At 41.2% G+C, this 14,604-nt stretch carries 13 protein-coding genes, 1 pseudogene and 1 riboswitch; of the genes and pseudogenes, 12 read left to right on the top strand and 2 right to left on the bottom strand.

Annotated elements, in window-relative coordinates; translation table 11 throughout:
• A partial coding sequence (locus EAF07_RS01545) for a helix-turn-helix domain-containing protein (protein ID WP_142925583.1) occupies positions 1–311 on the bottom strand: 311 nt, incomplete at its 3' end.
• A 212-nt stretch (positions 312–523) separates the two neighbouring features.
• On the opposite strand from EAF07_RS01545, the gene EAF07_RS01540 reads away from it, so the two are divergent.
• The 6 genes and pseudogenes from EAF07_RS01540 (at position 524) to pyrE (ending at position 7,596) form a co-directional block, all read left to right on the top strand.
• Complete coding sequence (locus EAF07_RS01540) at positions 524–1,387, top strand: bifunctional methylenetetrahydrofolate dehydrogenase/methenyltetrahydrofolate cyclohydrolase (protein WP_121834532.1); 864 nt, start codon at positions 524–526, stop codon at positions 1,385–1,387.
• A gap of 3 nt (positions 1,388–1,390) precedes the next feature.
• Positions 1,391–2,077: a ribonuclease III gene (gene rnc, locus EAF07_RS01535; RefSeq protein WP_121834531.1), complete on the top strand. Its 687-nt coding sequence runs from the start codon at positions 1,391–1,393 to the stop codon at positions 2,075–2,077.
• A 53-nt stretch (positions 2,078–2,130) separates the two neighbouring features.
• Positions 2,131–5,670 (top strand): chromosome segregation protein SMC, encoded by a 3,540-nt coding sequence (gene smc / locus EAF07_RS01530; protein WP_121834530.1) that lies wholly within the window; start codon positions 2,131–2,133, stop codon positions 5,668–5,670.
• A 272-nt stretch (positions 5,671–5,942) separates the two neighbouring features.
• Positions 5,943–6,635, top strand: a complete 693-nt coding sequence (gene pyrF / locus EAF07_RS01525; RefSeq protein WP_121834529.1) for an orotidine-5'-phosphate decarboxylase — start codon at positions 5,943–5,945, stop codon at positions 6,633–6,635.
• Positions 6,628–6,967, top strand: a pseudogene (locus EAF07_RS01520) (inorganic diphosphatase). Before pyrF ends, EAF07_RS01520 begins: the two are co-directional and overlap by 8 nt.
• Positions 6,967–7,596: an orotate phosphoribosyltransferase gene (gene pyrE, locus EAF07_RS01515; protein WP_121834547.1), complete on the top strand. Its 630-nt coding sequence runs from the start codon at positions 6,967–6,969 to the stop codon at positions 7,594–7,596. The pseudogene EAF07_RS01520 and the gene pyrE overlap by 1 nt, the downstream one beginning before the upstream one ends.
• A 47-nt stretch (positions 7,597–7,643) precedes the next feature.
• On the opposite strand, the gene EAF07_RS01510 is transcribed toward pyrE, so the two are convergent.
• Positions 7,644–8,207, bottom strand: a complete 564-nt coding sequence (locus tag EAF07_RS01510) for a folate family ECF transporter S component (RefSeq protein WP_121834528.1) — start codon at positions 8,205–8,207, stop codon at positions 7,644–7,646.
• 50 nt (positions 8,208–8,257) lie between these two features.
• Positions 8,258–8,349, bottom strand: a riboswitch (THF riboswitch).
• Between the two features lie 158 nt (positions 8,350–8,507).
• Here EAF07_RS01510 and EAF07_RS01505 point away from each other — a divergent pair.
• The 6 genes from EAF07_RS01505 (at position 8,508) to trhA (ending at position 14,459) form a co-directional block, all read left to right on the top strand.
• Positions 8,508–9,074 (top strand): GNAT family N-acetyltransferase, encoded by a 567-nt coding sequence (locus EAF07_RS01505; RefSeq protein WP_121834527.1) that lies wholly within the window; start codon positions 8,508–8,510, stop codon positions 9,072–9,074.
• Positions 9,075–9,175: 101 nt separating this feature from the next.
• A complete protein-coding gene (locus EAF07_RS01500; protein ID WP_121834526.1) occupies positions 9,176–11,086 on the top strand; it encodes an ABC transporter ATP-binding protein in 1,911 nt (636 codons plus the stop codon).
• Positions 11,087–11,113: 27 nt separating this feature from the next.
• Positions 11,114–11,992, top strand: coding sequence for an Rgg/GadR/MutR family transcriptional regulator (locus EAF07_RS01495; protein ID WP_121834525.1), 879 nt, complete (start codon positions 11,114–11,116; stop codon positions 11,990–11,992).
• A 58-nt stretch (positions 11,993–12,050) separates the two neighbouring features.
• Complete coding sequence (locus tag EAF07_RS01490; protein ID WP_121834524.1) at positions 12,051–13,247, top strand: MFS transporter; 1,197 nt, start codon at positions 12,051–12,053, stop codon at positions 13,245–13,247.
• A gap of 131 nt (positions 13,248–13,378) precedes the next feature.
• Positions 13,379–13,834 (top strand): DUF1836 domain-containing protein, encoded by a 456-nt coding sequence (locus EAF07_RS01485; protein ID WP_121834523.1) that lies wholly within the window; start codon positions 13,379–13,381, stop codon positions 13,832–13,834.
• Complete coding sequence (trhA, locus tag EAF07_RS01480) at positions 13,809–14,459, top strand: PAQR family membrane homeostasis protein TrhA (protein WP_121834522.1); 651 nt, start codon at positions 13,809–13,811, stop codon at positions 14,457–14,459. The genes EAF07_RS01485 and trhA overlap by 26 nt, the downstream gene beginning before the upstream one ends.
• Positions 14,460–14,604: the final 145 nt, after the last annotated feature.

Here is a 14,604-nt window from a genome sequence, read left to right as displayed (position 1 = left end):
TCTCGAGCCTCAACGAGGGTTTGTTCGTATTGTTTTTGAGCCTGTTTAGCGAGGTAGAAGATTTTCTTGTAGCCACAATTTTGTCTTCTCTTAGGACATCCGTTACAGACAAATGGGGATTTATCAATGAGAGGGCAAGGAAGCCCATCACTGGTAGAGGTTCTGACCTGTCTGTTACGTTTGACCTCTTTGGAAACGGTAGTAGGATCTTTTAGGATAGTTTGTCCAATGGCTTTGAAGGTTTCTCCACGTTCTAAGCCAAGTTGGATGTCATTGCGGTCTGAGAGGGTAAGGTGTTTATATTTTGTCATAGTAAGGACTCATTTCTAACACAAACGTCTCAGACTTAATTCCACCATAAAAATCCGTTTTAGACTAATTTCCACTTCGAAAGCTAAAGTGGAAATTACTTTGGGAAATTACCAACAAATGATAGTTGCACCCAAACGATATTGGCAGATGAAATCTTACTAAATCTTTGATATAATAGTAATACTTTTATCTTTCAAAGGGGGAATGGCCTATGGCTCAAATAATTGATGGAAAAGGTTTGGCTGGAAAACTACAGGCAAATTTGGCAAAATCTGTAGCAGACATGAAAGAGACCTATGGTATCACGCCAGGTCTAGTCGTGATTTTAGTTGGTGACAATCCAGCCAGTCAAGTTTATGTTCGTAACAAAGAACGCTCTGCCCTAGCAGCTGGTTTCTTAAGTGAAACTGTGCGTTTACCTGAGTCAACAACTGATGAAACTCTCTTGAAAGAAGTTGAAAAATATAATCAAGACGACCGTTTTCATGGTATCTTGGTTCAATTGCCACTGCCAGAACATATTGATGAGCAAAAGGTGTTACTAGCCATTAGCCCTGAAAAAGATGTCGATGGTTTTCATCCAACAAATATGGGAAATCTCTGGTCTGGAAATCGTGTGATGGTACCATGCACACCAGCAGGTATTATGAAAATGCTTGAGTTTTATCAGGTGCCATTAGAAGGTAAAACAGCAGTTGTTGTTGGACGTAGCAATATTGTTGGAAAACCCATGGCACACTTGCTGATTGAACAAAATGCGACGGTAACACTGACACATTCAAAAACACAGCATTTGCCAGAAGTTTGTCGAACGGCAGACATTTTAGTGGTTGCTATTGGTCGTGGGCATTTTGTGACTAAGGAATTTGTAAAACCTGGTGCTGTTGTCATTGATGTGGGCATGAACCGTGATGAAACTGGAAAGTTGATTGGAGATGTTAAGTTTGATGAGGTAGCTGAGATTGCTAGTCTTATCACTCCCGTACCTGGTGGTGTTGGTCCGATGACCATTACTATGCTTTTAGAACAGACCTATGAAGCAGCCATGCGCAGCCTTTCTCCAAAAGAGGAATAAATAATGGATAAATTAGAAAAATTATTACATGAGCGTTTCGGAATCGTTTTTGCAGATAAAGCGATTCTAGAAACTGCCTTTACACACACAAGCTATGCCAATGAGCATCGTGCCCTAAATATTTCACATAATGAACGCTTGGAATTTTTAGGAGACGCTGCTCTTCAATTAACGATCTCTGGCTACCTTTATCGCAAATATCCCGAGATGCCTGAAGGTGACATGTCAAAACTCCGCTCAATGATTGTTCGTGAAGAGTCACTAGCAGGATTTTCTCGCCAATGTGGCTTTGATCAGCACATTAAATTGGGTCGTGGTGAAGAAAAAACTGGTGGACGCAATCGACCAGCCATTTTAGGTGACTTGTTTGAGGCCTTCCTAGGAGCGTTGTTGCTGGACAAGGGTGTGGCTGCGGTTGAAGCCTTTTTAAATCAAGTCATGATTCCACAAGTTGAAGTTGGTAATTATGACCGAGTGAAAGACTATAAAACCACCTTACAAGAATTACTACAAGTCAATGGTGATATAACCATTAACTATCAGGTTGTCAATGAAGTAGGACCGGCACACGATAAGACTTTTGAAGTCATTGTTTTTGCGGATGGCAAAAAATTAAGTCAAGGTAAAGGAAAGTCTAAAAAATTGGCTGAGCAAGATGCTGCTAAAAATGCGCTTGAGTATTTGCAATAAATTACCGTATAAAATATGGTCTATAGACCATAACATTTGTTATTGAGGACATTATGTTTCTAAAAAAAATTGAAATGCAGGGCTTTAAATCCTTTGCTGATAAAACCAAGGTCGAATTTGACCAAGGTGTGACAGCAGTTGTTGGACCAAACGGCTCTGGCAAATCGAATATCACAGAAAGTCTGCGTTGGGCTCTGGGGGAATCCTCAGCAAAAAGCCTGCGTGGCGGTAAGATGCCAGATGTCATCTTTGCTGGTACACAAAATCGTAAACCTTTAAACTATGCCCAAGTTACTGTTACTTTGGATAATTCGGATAACTTTATTTCGGATAGACCAGAAGAAATTCGTGTCGAGCGGCACATTTACCGCAATGGCGACTGCGAGTACTTGATTGATGGCAAAAAGGTTCGTCTGAGAGATATTCACGATCTCTTTATGGATACTGGTTTGGGACGTGACTCTTTTTCTATTATTTCCCAAGGGCGTGTCGAAGCTATTTTTAACTCGAAACCTGAGGAACGCCGTGCTATCTTTGAAGAAGCGGCAGGTGTCCTCAAGTACAAAACACGCAAAAAAGAGACCGAGACCAAATTAAATCAAACACAGGATAACCTTGACCGCTTAGAGGACATCATTTATGAGTTGGATAATCAACTCAAACCACTTGAAAAACAAGCTGAAACTGCCAAGCGCTTTAGAATTCTAGAGGACGAACGTAAGTCGCTCCAACTCGATATTCTTGTTGACGATATTATTTCGTTTAGGGAAAAATGGCAGAGCAAGGAAGATAGCCTAGCTCAGACTAAGGAAGAACTCTCAGCTTATTACCAGCAACGTGAGCGTCTGGAAACCAAAAATCAAAACCTAAAAGAAAAACGCCATGAGTTGAACAATCAACTTGCCACATATCAAGCTGAGCTCATGGATTTAACACGTTTAAAATCAGATTTAGAACGTCAAATTGACCTTTTAGCGCTAGAATCCAGTCAAAACGAAGAGAAGAAAGCTGATGCTGGTAAGCGTCTCAATCAGATGAAGACCGATAAAGAAACTCTTGAACAGTCAAAAGCTGAAAAAGAGACATTATTAGCTGATATCTCTGACCATTTGGCAGCAACGAAATTAAACATTAGCTCACTCGAGACACAGTTAGAGACATTTTCAACCAATCCCGACCAGATTATCGAGACACTCCGAGAAGAGTTTGTCTCATTGATGGAGAAAGAGGTGGATTTATCAAATGCGCTCACATCAGTCCAAGCTGAAATTGATAGCCGAATTCAGGCTCTTGAAAGCAAATCAAGTGAATTAGCTCAGCTTTTATCTGAAAAAGCAGACCTTGAAAAAGATGAAGAGCTCAAGAAAGCAGAACATCAAGAAGCTATTGACCATGTTCAAGACTTACTAAACGACTATCAAGTATCTGCCAAAGACCTTGAAACCTGCCAGACAGATTACCAAAATCAGCAACAGAAGATGTTTGACTTGTTAGACCAAGTTAAAAATAAGGAAGCACGCCAACAGTCACTGTTAGCCATTCAAAAAAATCATAGTAATTTCTTTGCAGGTGTTAAGGCTGTTTTGCAGAGTGCTGATAATATTGGTGGTATCATTGGTGCGGTTAGTGAACACTTGAATTTTGAGGCGACCTATCAAACAGCTCTTGAAATTGCACTCGGTGGCGCTAGCCAGCACATCATTGTAGAGGATGAAAGTGCTGCGAAACGTTCCATTGATTTTCTAAAGAAAAACCGTTCGGGTCGTGCAACCTTTTTACCTTTGACAACCATTAAATCGCGTGAAGTAGCTGGAAATAATCGCCAAAAATTAGAAGCAGCAGATGGTTTTTTAGGCTTTGCGAATGACTTGGTCACTTTTGAACCTAAATTAACAGCCATTTTTGACAATTTGTTAGGCACAACAGCGATTTTTGAAACCATTGATCAGGCGAACCGTGCAGCACGTTTGGTGAATTTCCAAGTACGCATGGTAACACTTGATGGTTCTGAAATTCGTCCAGGAGGTTCATTTGCTGGTGGTTCAAATCGCCAAAATTCAACGACCTTTATCAAGCCTGAGCTAGATACCTTAACTCAGGAATTAGCGCTTTTGAAAAATAGCTTGCGCCAACAAGAAGAAAGTGTTGAAAAAGCTAGACAAACTCTCCAAGAAACTGAGGCAAAACTGACACAAATCAAGGAATCAGGTGAAAAAGCTCGCTTATCAGAACAAACTGCCCAGTTTGCTTACAAGCAAGTAGCGGAGCGTTTGGAACAAGTTACCAATCTCTGTTCAGTGCTTCAAAGTCAGTCTGACCAAGCAGCTACTCAAGAATTGGAAGAGAAAAAATCCGCGTTGTCAGCTCAGCTTTTAACTATCGAAAGTCAGAAAAAACAGGTTTCTGAAAACTTGACAGAAATCAAGAGAGATAAGGATAGTATTACCGCTAAGGTTACGGAACTCAATCAGCAATTATCTCACTATCGCCTTGAAGAACGAGAACGCATGAGTGAAGAGCGTTTTGAACGTGCTAACCTTAATCGTATCTTAGCTGAGATTGCTAGTCTGAACAAAGAAATTGTCACTTTGGAAAACTGGTTGACCTCTGCCCCATCAGAAGTTGATGTTGACCAATTACCGATTTTGACTGGCCGTTTAGAAGAGACTGCCAAACGCCATACAGAAACAGAGCAGGCTCTTGTTCGTCTCAAATTTGAGGTGGAAGATTGTGAAGGTAGCCTTGATGATATTGAGGAGCAACTGCAAAAAGCCAGTCATAAAAATGAAGGTCTCATTCGCCAGCAAGCGCAACTTGAGGCAGAGATTTCTAATCTCGGTGAAAAATTGCAGAGCTTTGCTCGTCAGTTGACAGAAGATTATCAGATGAGTTTTGAAGAGGCTAAAGAACAGGCTAGACAACTTGAAAATCTTGCCCTGTCTCGTCAATCCCTTTCAGAGCTCAATCGTCAAATTAAGGCTTTAGGACCAATCAACTTGGATGCTATTGCCCAATATGATGAAGTTTCTGAACGCTTGATTTTCCTAAACACCCAAAGAGATGACTTGGTTCATGCTAAAAACTTGTTGCTTGATACCATTAACGATATGGATGACGAAGTTAAATTACGCTTTAAATCGACCTTCGAAGCCATTCGTGAAAGCTTCAAGCAGACCTTCACCCAGATGTTTGGTGGTGGTTCAGCAGATCTGATCTTAACTGAGGGAGATTTATTGACATCAGGGGTGGAGATTTCAGTCCAACCGCCAGGGAAGAAAATCCAATCATTAAACCTCATGTCTGGTGGAGAAAAGGCACTATCAGCTCTTGCTCTGCTATTTGCCATTATTCGTATTAAAACCATCCCATTCGTCATCCTCGATGAGGTTGAAGCAGCCTTGGATGAAGCAAATGTGAAACGCTTCGGAGATTACCTCAATCGTTTTGATAAGGACAGCCAGTTCATTGTCGTGACTCACCGCAAAGGAACCATGGCAGCTGCCGATAGCATCTACGGTGTTACCATGCAGGAATCTGGTGTCTCTAAGATTGTCTCTGTTAAGCTCAAAGATGCTGAAAAAATGGTTAATTAGACTCTAAAACGAAAATGCATGGTTGTCATGTATTTTCTTCATGAGTACGTCGTGTGAAAATACTTATTTTCTCTTGACTTTCCTCAAAAACTAACCTATAATTTAATAAATTAACCTTTAAGTCAATCCAGAGAGGTTGGCAAGGTGACCTTTCTGCGGATTGGTCGTACGACAAAGAAAAAGAGCTAAAGCTAGTGTCGCTTTAGGTCTATTATGGCGTAAACCTTGTCTCTCTGGGACAGGGTTTTTATTGTAGAAAGGAAACCTACTCCATGCGAGAAAATCGTCCTGTTATTGCCCTTGATTTCCCAACGTTTGAGGAGGTTAAGGCATTTCTAGCCCAATTTCCTAAGGAGGAAAAGCTCTTTGTCAAAGTGGGGATGGAGCTCTACTATGCCTGTGGTCCTGATATTGTGACCTATATCAAATCACTTGGTCACAGCATCTTTCTTGATTTGAAACTGCACGATATTCCCAATACGGTGCGTTCCGCAATGGCTGTGCTGGCAAAATTGGGGGTTGATATGACCAATGTTCATGCGGCTGGCGGCGTTGAGATGATGCAGGCTGCGCGTGAAGGGTTGGGAGAAGGACCAATCTTGATTGCGGTCACACAACTGACCTCAACTTCTGAAGCACAAATGCAGGCTGACCAAAATATTCAGACCAGTCTAACAGATTCTGTCCTCAACTACGCTCGTAAAACAGCAGAAGCAGGTCTAGATGGTGTCGTCTGCTCAGCTCATGAGGTTGAAGCCATCAAATCAACGACATCAAGCAACTTCGTCTGCCTAACACCTGGAATTCGCCCTAGTGGCTCTGCTATTGGCGATCAAAAACGTGTCATGACGCCAAGCGAAGCAAGAACTATCGGCTCAGACTATATCGTCGTTGGACGACCGATTACACAGGCTGAAAATCCTGTCGAGGCTTATCAAGCGATTAAGGAAGAGTGGAATGGTTAGGAAGAGTTATCAAGTGATTATTGATAGACCTATAGGGCTTCAAGATGATTTTGGGAATACCTATCCGATTAACTATGGCTACATTCCTGAATTGTTTGCAGGAGATGGTGAGGAGCAAGATGTTTACATTATCTCTCAGCGTGTTTCACAGCCTTTGACGACTTTTTTTCGGAGAATTGGTTGCCATCATTCATCGCAAAGATGATGTGGAAGACAAATGGATACTAACCTCTCCAGGAGAAAATCTAACGCTTGAAGCTATTCAGGCACAGACTTATTTTATCGAACAATATTTTACATCAAGCATTGAGATGCTAGAGGAGGAAAAATGATGACATTAGCAACGCAAATCGCATCAGAATTATTGGATATTAAGGCGGTATATTTGAAACCTGAGGAGCCGTTTACTTGGGCTTCTGGTATCAAGTCACCCATTTATACAGACAATCGTATGACGTTGTCTTATCCCGAAACACGCACACTTATTGAAAATGGCTTTGTTGACCAAATCAAGGAACATTTTCCAGAGGTTGAAGTGATTGCGGGGACAGCGACAGCAGGGATTCCACACGGCGCTATTATTGCTGATAAGATGAATTTGCCATTTGCCTATATCCGTAGCAAGCCAAAAGATCACGGAGCAGGAAATCAGATTGAAGGGCGCGTGGTTAACGGTCAAAAAATGGTCATCATCGAGGATTTGATTTCAACAGGGGGATCTGTACTAGATGCTGTTGCCGCAGCTAAACGTGAAGGAGCAGATGTGCTTGGTGTCGCAGCTATCTTCACTTATGAATTGCCAAAAGCTACCGAAAACTTTGAAAAAGCTGACATGAAATTGGTGACATTGTCAAACTACAGCGAACTCATCAAGGTCGCAAAAGCCCAAGGCTATATCAACGAGGACGGGCTAAACCTATTGAAAAAATTCAAAGAAAACCAAGAAACGTGGCAAGATTAATAGAATACTAAAAAAGAGCGGGGATGAACGCTCTTTTGTTTTTTAGATTATTTTGAAAGTCCCATCAATTTACGTAATTCAGGAATACGTTGCAGTTGTGGGAGAAGTGCCATCGTTACAATGATACGAATTGGAATTTCAAAAATTTTCAACCAACGACCAGCAATATATTGGGCAACAATTGGTGTACCAAAGTAAATCTGAATAAGCAGTGGTGTAAAGATGAACGTTCCAATAAGCATAATAACAACTGTTGCTAGAGTAACGTGTAGCCAGTCTTTTTTAGATTGCCATTGAAGAGCTTTTCCATAGAAGAAGTATCCGTAGAAAAATCCTTGAACAGCTTCCATAAGTGTCCACCAGATGATGAAATTTCCAGCACCGCTAGAAAGATTATCAACAACATCAAAGACCGCAAAGGTAATAAACGACCAAACAGGACCACCAATCATACCAATGACAGTGTTCACAACAAAAGCAACACTGACTACTAATTGTTTAGGAATGATCGTCACAGAAAATTTTCCGATAATAAAGGCAAGTGCTACCAACATCGCCAACGTGACGAGGCGCTGAGTAGTCAGTTTAGGGGTTTTGAAAAAAGTTTTCATTAAAAAAGGCTCCTTTTCTGTTGGAGCTGTTACATCAAGTGTTCTTGATCAACAGCGGATGCAATGATTCACCGCGCCATAAGGCTTCGTTGTGTGACAACATCCCATTCACACACACTTAACGCGAATCATCTACTCTGTGTAAGTAAACTTACTAGATTATTGTAACATAGGAAGAGGGAGTAAACAATACAAAAAGCTTGAAAATGATAATTTAAAACCACATTTTGTTAATATGTGTTTATTAAAAAAACAGTATTTATATGGTAAAATAGACTAAAATTTCTTGGAGGAATCCTTATGAACCCCATTGGTACTAAGACAATTGAAACCGACCGTCTCATATTGAGACAGTGGCGACTAGAAGATGCGACAGCCATGTTTCAAAACTGGGCCTCTGATGTCGAAAACACGCAATACGTCCCTTGGGAAGCTCACAAATCTGTGGCAATAACAGAGGAATTTTTGGCAGAACGTGTCAAGGATTATCAAGACAATCAAGTCTTTCGGTGGGCGATTACGCTCAAGGGATCTCCTGATGAAGTGATTGGTGATATCAGTGTTGTAGCCATTAGACCAAACGTCGACGAGGCAGAAATTGGTTATATTCTGAGCAAACAGTACTGGAATCAGGGACTGATGACAGAGGTTTTACGTGAGGTGATTGATTTTCTCTTTGGAGAAGTTGGTTTTAATCGTATTGTTGCAGGTTTTCTAGCTGAAAATCTTGCATCTGGTCATGTGATTGAGAAAGCAGGCATGCGCTACGAAGGCACCTTTAGGCAAGCTATGAAAGTAAAAGGTAGGATTTTTGATTATACTTGCTACGGTCTTTTGAAAAGTGACTGGCTCGCTCATAAACAGTAACACTGTAAACAAGTCTGACTCTCTAGTCTGGACTTGTTTTTTAATGCCTTTTTTCCTTGATAACACATGATTTTTCCTCGCTTTTTTGGTAAACTAAAAGCATGATTATTTTAAGTGGAAACAAGTTAGAACGTTCCTTCTCGGGAGACGTTCTCTTTAATAATATTAACATTCAAGTTGACGAGCGTGATCGCATTGCCCTTGTTGGACGAAATGGAGCTGGGAAATCGACACTACTGAAAATCTTAGTCGGTGAAGAAACGCCAACGTCTGGTGACATCAATACCAAACGTGACTTGAGTTTATCTTACCTTGCCCAAGACAGTCGCTTTGTATCAGAAAATACCATCTATGATGAAATGCTACACGTTTTTGACGACCTTAGGCAAGATGAAAAACGTCTTCGTCGTATGGAAGAACAAATGGCAGAGGTTGTCGGTTCAGACCTTGATAAACTGATGATAGATTACGATAAGTTATCTGAGGATTTTCGTCAGCGTGGTGGTTTTACCTATGAAAGTGACATCCGAGCGATTTTAAACGGCTTTAAGTTTGATGAGAGCATGTGGCACATGACCATTTCAGAGCTATCTGGTGGTCAAAACACGCGCCTTGCCCTCGCTAAAATGCTACTTGAAAAGCCAGAATTACTCGTTCTGGACGAACCGACCAACCACTTAGACATCGACACTATTGCATGGTTGGAAAATTATCTGGTCAATTATCAGGGAGCCCTCATCATCGTCAGTCACGACCGTTATTTCTTGGACAAAGTTGCCACGATCACCTATGACCTCAACCCACATAGTTTGGACAGGTACGTTGGTAACTATTCGACTTTTATGGACTTGAAGGCGGAAAAACTGGCGACCGAAGAAAAAAATTACGAAAAACAAGCCAAAGAAATCGCAAAACTTGAGGATTTTGTTCAGCGTAATATCGTCCGTGCCTCAACCACTAAACGTGCCCAAGCCCGACGCAAACAGCTTGAAAAAATGACACGCTTAGACAAGCCGTCTACCAGTCAAAAATCAGCTAACATGACCTTCCATTCGGACAAGGTTTCAGGAAATGTCGTCTTGACTGTGACTGATACAGCCATCGGCTATGACGGAGAGATTTTAGCTGAGCCGATTTCACTTGACGTCAAAAAAATGGATGCTATCGCTGTCGTTGGTCCAAACGGTATCGGAAAAACAACCTTTATCAAGTCAGTTATCGGCAAACTCCCATTTATCAAGGGAGAGGCTGTCTACGGAGCTAATGTTGAGACAGGTTATTATGACCAGACCCAGTCTGCCTTAACGCCAACAAATACCGTTCTTGACGAACTCTGGAATGATTTTCCAACTACACCAGAACTGGATATTAGAAACCGTCTAGGTGCCTTCCTTTTCTCTGGCGATGATGTCAAAAAAGCCGTCAGCATGCTTTCAGGTGGTGAAAAAGCTCGCTTGCTGTTGGCAAAACTCTCCATGCAGAACAATAACTTCCTCATTCTTGATGAGCCGACTAACCACCTCGACATCGACAGCAAGGAAGTTCTGGAAAATGCCCTCATTGACTTTGACGGAACCCTCCTCTTTGTCAGCCACGACCGCTATTTCATCAACCGTATCGCCAGCAAGGTCCTTGAAATTTCAGAAGAAGGTTCAACTCTCTACCTAGGCGATTACGATTATTATTTGGAGAAAAAAGCAGAGCAGGAAGAACTAGCGAGACTGGCGTCAGAAGAAACCATTGTCAAAACAGACACCCCATCAGCTGGCGCTAGCGATTATCAATCCCAAAAAGCCAACCAAAAAGAACTCCGCAAACTCACAAGACGCATCGCTGAAATTGAAGAACGCCTCGAAACCATTGAACAACGAGAATCTGAAATCAATGAAGCCATGCTTGCGACCAATGATATCGGACAACTCGCCGACCTCCAAAAAGAATTAGACGCCATCCAAGAAGAACAATTCACCCTCATGGAAGAATGGGAAAACCTGAGCGAGCAGGTGGAGTAGGGGCAGTATCGTAAAAGGGAGAGTAAGATGAAATATTACGGAGACATTTTCAGAGAATTTCGTCTAGACAGGCACATGAAACTCTCGCAAGTTGCTGGAGACGATTTATCGGTTTCACAATTATCCCGCTTTGAGCGTGGGGAGTCAGATTTATCTGTGACCAGATTTTTCTATGCCTTAGAAAAAATCAACGTGACCCCTGATGAATTTATGGGGCGAGTAAATCATTATGAACGGACTGAGCAGATTAAACTCATGTCACAAATGGCACGCGCTCATTACCGTAAAGATATTGAGCGGTTGGAACAGATGGTTGCGACTGAGGAAGAAAAAGTCTTAGCCAATCAGGAGAATGAAGTGGCATGTCTCAATGCGATTTTGTTTCGTGGCATGATTTGTGATTTGGAACCCAGTCGTCAGATGGCACAAGATGACCTTGACCAAGTCAGTGATCATCTCTTTTGCACAGAGAATTGGACCATTTTTGAACTCATTTTGATTGGCAATCTCTTTCGCTATTATGAGACCAGCTACATGTATCGGATTATTGATGAGGTTTTAAACCGCAAAGAACTCTATCAAGATATTGCGACTCACCGCAATCTGGTTGAAGCGATGCTGCTTAATGTTATCGAAATTTGTATTGATAGAGGTGAATTGACCGCTGCCAAACGTTACCATCAAAAGCTCATTCCCATGTTGGATAATGAGAGGAATGCTTATCATCGGATTCTTCACCTCTATTTCAAAGGTTTGTTGGCATACGCTTCGGGTGATAAAGATGGGGAGAAACAAATGGCACAAGCTGTGCAGATCTTTCACTGGATAGGTTCTCATTACCATCATCAAACCTATCAAGAAAATTTCAATCATCAGATTGCAAAGTATTCCCATATTTACAAATAATAAAAGTTCTTCCTGAAAATACGATAGACTAGGACTATCATTTTTAGGAGGTCTTTTTATGAATCAAAATGCTGTGAAACTCTTACTCAGCCGTGCCATCAATAAGCTAGGTGATGTCCTTTATGACTACGGCAACACAACTTTTATCGCGACAATGGGAGCCGTTGGTCAGCAATTTCTAGGGATCTACCAAATCGCCGAATTAGTCATTTCCATACTACTCAATCCTTTTGGTGGCGCCATTTCCGACCGCTTTACCAGACGAAAAATTCTTCTCTGGACGGATGGAATAGGAGCGCTTGTCTGTTTGCTTGTGGCTTTTTTCCCTAGTCAGACCATGATGATTTATGGCCTGATTGGCGTAAACATGGCTCTAGCCATTTCATCAGCCTTTTCTAGTCCCTCTTATAAAGCCTATGTTCCTGAGGTTGTTGGCAAAGATGATCTGGTGCGTTATAACTCTGACTTAGAAACCGTCGTTCAGATCATTAAGGTCTCTGCCCCTTTGCTAGCTTACTGGATTTTGCAGCTCGTCGGGATCCGTATGACTCTTGTCATTGATAGCCTAACCTTCTTGCTGTCCTTTCTAGCCCTTTATCTCATTCGTCAGCCTGAGGCTTTGGAGGAAAATAGCAGAGCTACTGACATTGATTTCAAAGGGATTTTGAGCGATATTTGGGAAGGGTTTACCTATATCCGCAACAAGCGTGATATTTTCTTTCTTCTTATTATCGCCTCTCTGGTCAATATTTTTGCTGCTATGTTAGCCTATCTCTTGCCTTTCAGTGGTCGATTATTGCACCAAGATACTGCCTACGCCACCTTACTGACAATGGCAGCTGTAGGAGCATTGATTGGAGCCTTTTTAGCACGTCAGGTAGCTAACCATATGAGTGCCATGCTCCTCTTTCTAATCTTAAGTGGACTAGGGATTGTCATTATCGGGCTTGCAGCGATCATCGGCTTACCTGTTTACGTTTCTTATGCAGGGAATTTGCTATCAGAAGCCAGCATGGCCATCTTTAACATCCATTTTTTCAGTCAAGTGCAAAGCCGTGTCGATAAAAGATACATGGGGCGTGTGATTTCAACCATTTATACTGTAGCCATTTTGCTCATGCCTTTGGGAACCTTGAGCATGACCCTTTGGACGTCTAGTATTTCCCTATGGAGCTTTATTTGGATAGGACTAGGTTTCATTGTCATCGGTCTAGCCACTAGCTATTATGCTTCTAATAAAAATGGCAAACAGTAAGTCAATAACACTCAAATGTACTGGATTAAAAGGTATGAACTTCTTATAAGTTTATGCCTTTTAATCTTTTTTCTTGCTATAATTTTAAAGAAACGCTATAATCTGGTTATAAAAACTAGATAGGATAATCAATGAAACAAATTCCATATTGGAGTGAGCTTCCAGACATTGCGCTCTACTTAGACCAAGTATTATTAATGGTTAACGATTTGGCACAGATAAAAACCAATCCTGACGATAAAGGATTGACTGCTTCTATGGTCAATAACTATGTCAAACACGGATACGTGGACAAACCCACCAAAAAGAAATATGAGAAAAAACAATTTGCGCGTTTGATTGCCATCACCTTTTTAAAGCATGTTTTTTCTATTCAAGAGATTGCGCAAGCATTGAACCTTCTTCAGCAAAGCTATTCATCTCAAGAGTTATATGATGACTTTGCTTCTTATATGAACGGTAGTGAAAAAGAGGTTCCGGAGCTCATTGCAACAGCCTGCGAGGCACTCAAACTCTACTATAACGCTCGGCTATTAACCCTAAAACTGGAGGAAGAAACCTATGGCAAAAACGCTAAAACTCAGTAAACAACTGTCATTTGGAGAAGAAGTGGCTAATAGTGTCACCCACGCTGTTGGTGCCTTGGCCATGCTCTTTCTTCTACCTGTCACCGCAACGCATGCCTATAATGCTTACCATATGAGAGCAGCGGTAGGAATGTCTATTTTTGTGATTAGTTTATTTCTCATGTTCTTATCGTCTGCCATTTACCATTCTATGTCATATGGTTCAACGCACAAATATGTCCTGCGTATCATTGACCACAGCATGATTTACATTGCCATTGCTGGTTCTTATACCCCCATCGCTCTTTCACTATTAAATGGCTGGTTGGGATATCTTATTATTATCCTTCAATGGGGAACAACACTTTTCGGGATTTTGTATAAGATTTTTGCGAAATCAATCAACGAAAAATTCAGTCTGACCTTATATCTCATCATGGGATGGCTTGCTGTCTTTATCCTACCAGCAATCCTCAGACAAACAGGCCCTGTTTTTTGGAGCCTCATGTTATCTGGTGGTTTATCTTATACCGTAGGAGCTTTCTTTTATGCCAAGAAAAAGCCATATTTTCACATGATTTGGCACCTTTTTATCTTACTAGCTTCTGCATTACAATACATTGCCATCGTTTTTTATATGCTATAAATTAAAGCCAAGCATTTTCTTGCTTGGTTTTTTCTTGCCTGAGTATCATGTTTAATTTTCCAAAAAAGAAAATATCGTGTTATAATGTTACAAATAAAGGGAGCGATTTCATTATGCACATGCAAATTTCCCTTGATTAATAGCA

This window comes from Streptococcus hillyeri (genome assembly GCF_003686955.1).
Lineage (GTDB): Bacteria > Bacillota > Bacilli > Lactobacillales > Streptococcaceae > Streptococcus > Streptococcus hillyeri.
The sequence above is the reverse complement of the archived record's forward strand: the minus strand, read 5'-3'. Positions and strand labels throughout refer to the sequence as shown.

Coding starts and splice junctions, on each gene's coding strand:
- EAF07_RS01540 (WP_121834532.1), top strand. CDS start 524: ATGGCTCAAATAATTGATGGAAAAGGTTTGGCTGGAAAACTACAGGCA.
- rnc (WP_121834531.1), top strand. CDS start 1,391: ATGGATAAATTAGAAAAATTATTACATGAGCGTTTCGGAATCGTTTTT.
- smc (WP_121834530.1), top strand. CDS start 2,131: ATGTTTCTAAAAAAAATTGAAATGCAGGGCTTTAAATCCTTTGCTGAT.
- pyrF (WP_121834529.1), top strand. CDS start 5,943: ATGCGAGAAAATCGTCCTGTTATTGCCCTTGATTTCCCAACGTTTGAG.
- pyrE (WP_121834547.1), top strand. CDS start 6,967: ATGACATTAGCAACGCAAATCGCATCAGAATTATTGGATATTAAGGCG.
- EAF07_RS01510 (WP_121834528.1), bottom strand. CDS start 8,207: ATGAAAACTTTTTTCAAAACCCCTAAACTGACTACTCAGCGCCTCGTC.
- EAF07_RS01505 (WP_121834527.1), top strand. CDS start 8,508: ATGAACCCCATTGGTACTAAGACAATTGAAACCGACCGTCTCATATTG.
- EAF07_RS01500 (WP_121834526.1), top strand. CDS start 9,176: ATGATTATTTTAAGTGGAAACAAGTTAGAACGTTCCTTCTCGGGAGAC.
- EAF07_RS01495 (WP_121834525.1), top strand. CDS start 11,114: ATGAAATATTACGGAGACATTTTCAGAGAATTTCGTCTAGACAGGCAC.
- EAF07_RS01490 (WP_121834524.1), top strand. CDS start 12,051: ATGAATCAAAATGCTGTGAAACTCTTACTCAGCCGTGCCATCAATAAG.
- EAF07_RS01485 (WP_121834523.1), top strand. CDS start 13,379: ATGAAACAAATTCCATATTGGAGTGAGCTTCCAGACATTGCGCTCTAC.
- trhA (WP_121834522.1), top strand. CDS start 13,809: ATGGCAAAAACGCTAAAACTCAGTAAACAACTGTCATTTGGAGAAGAA.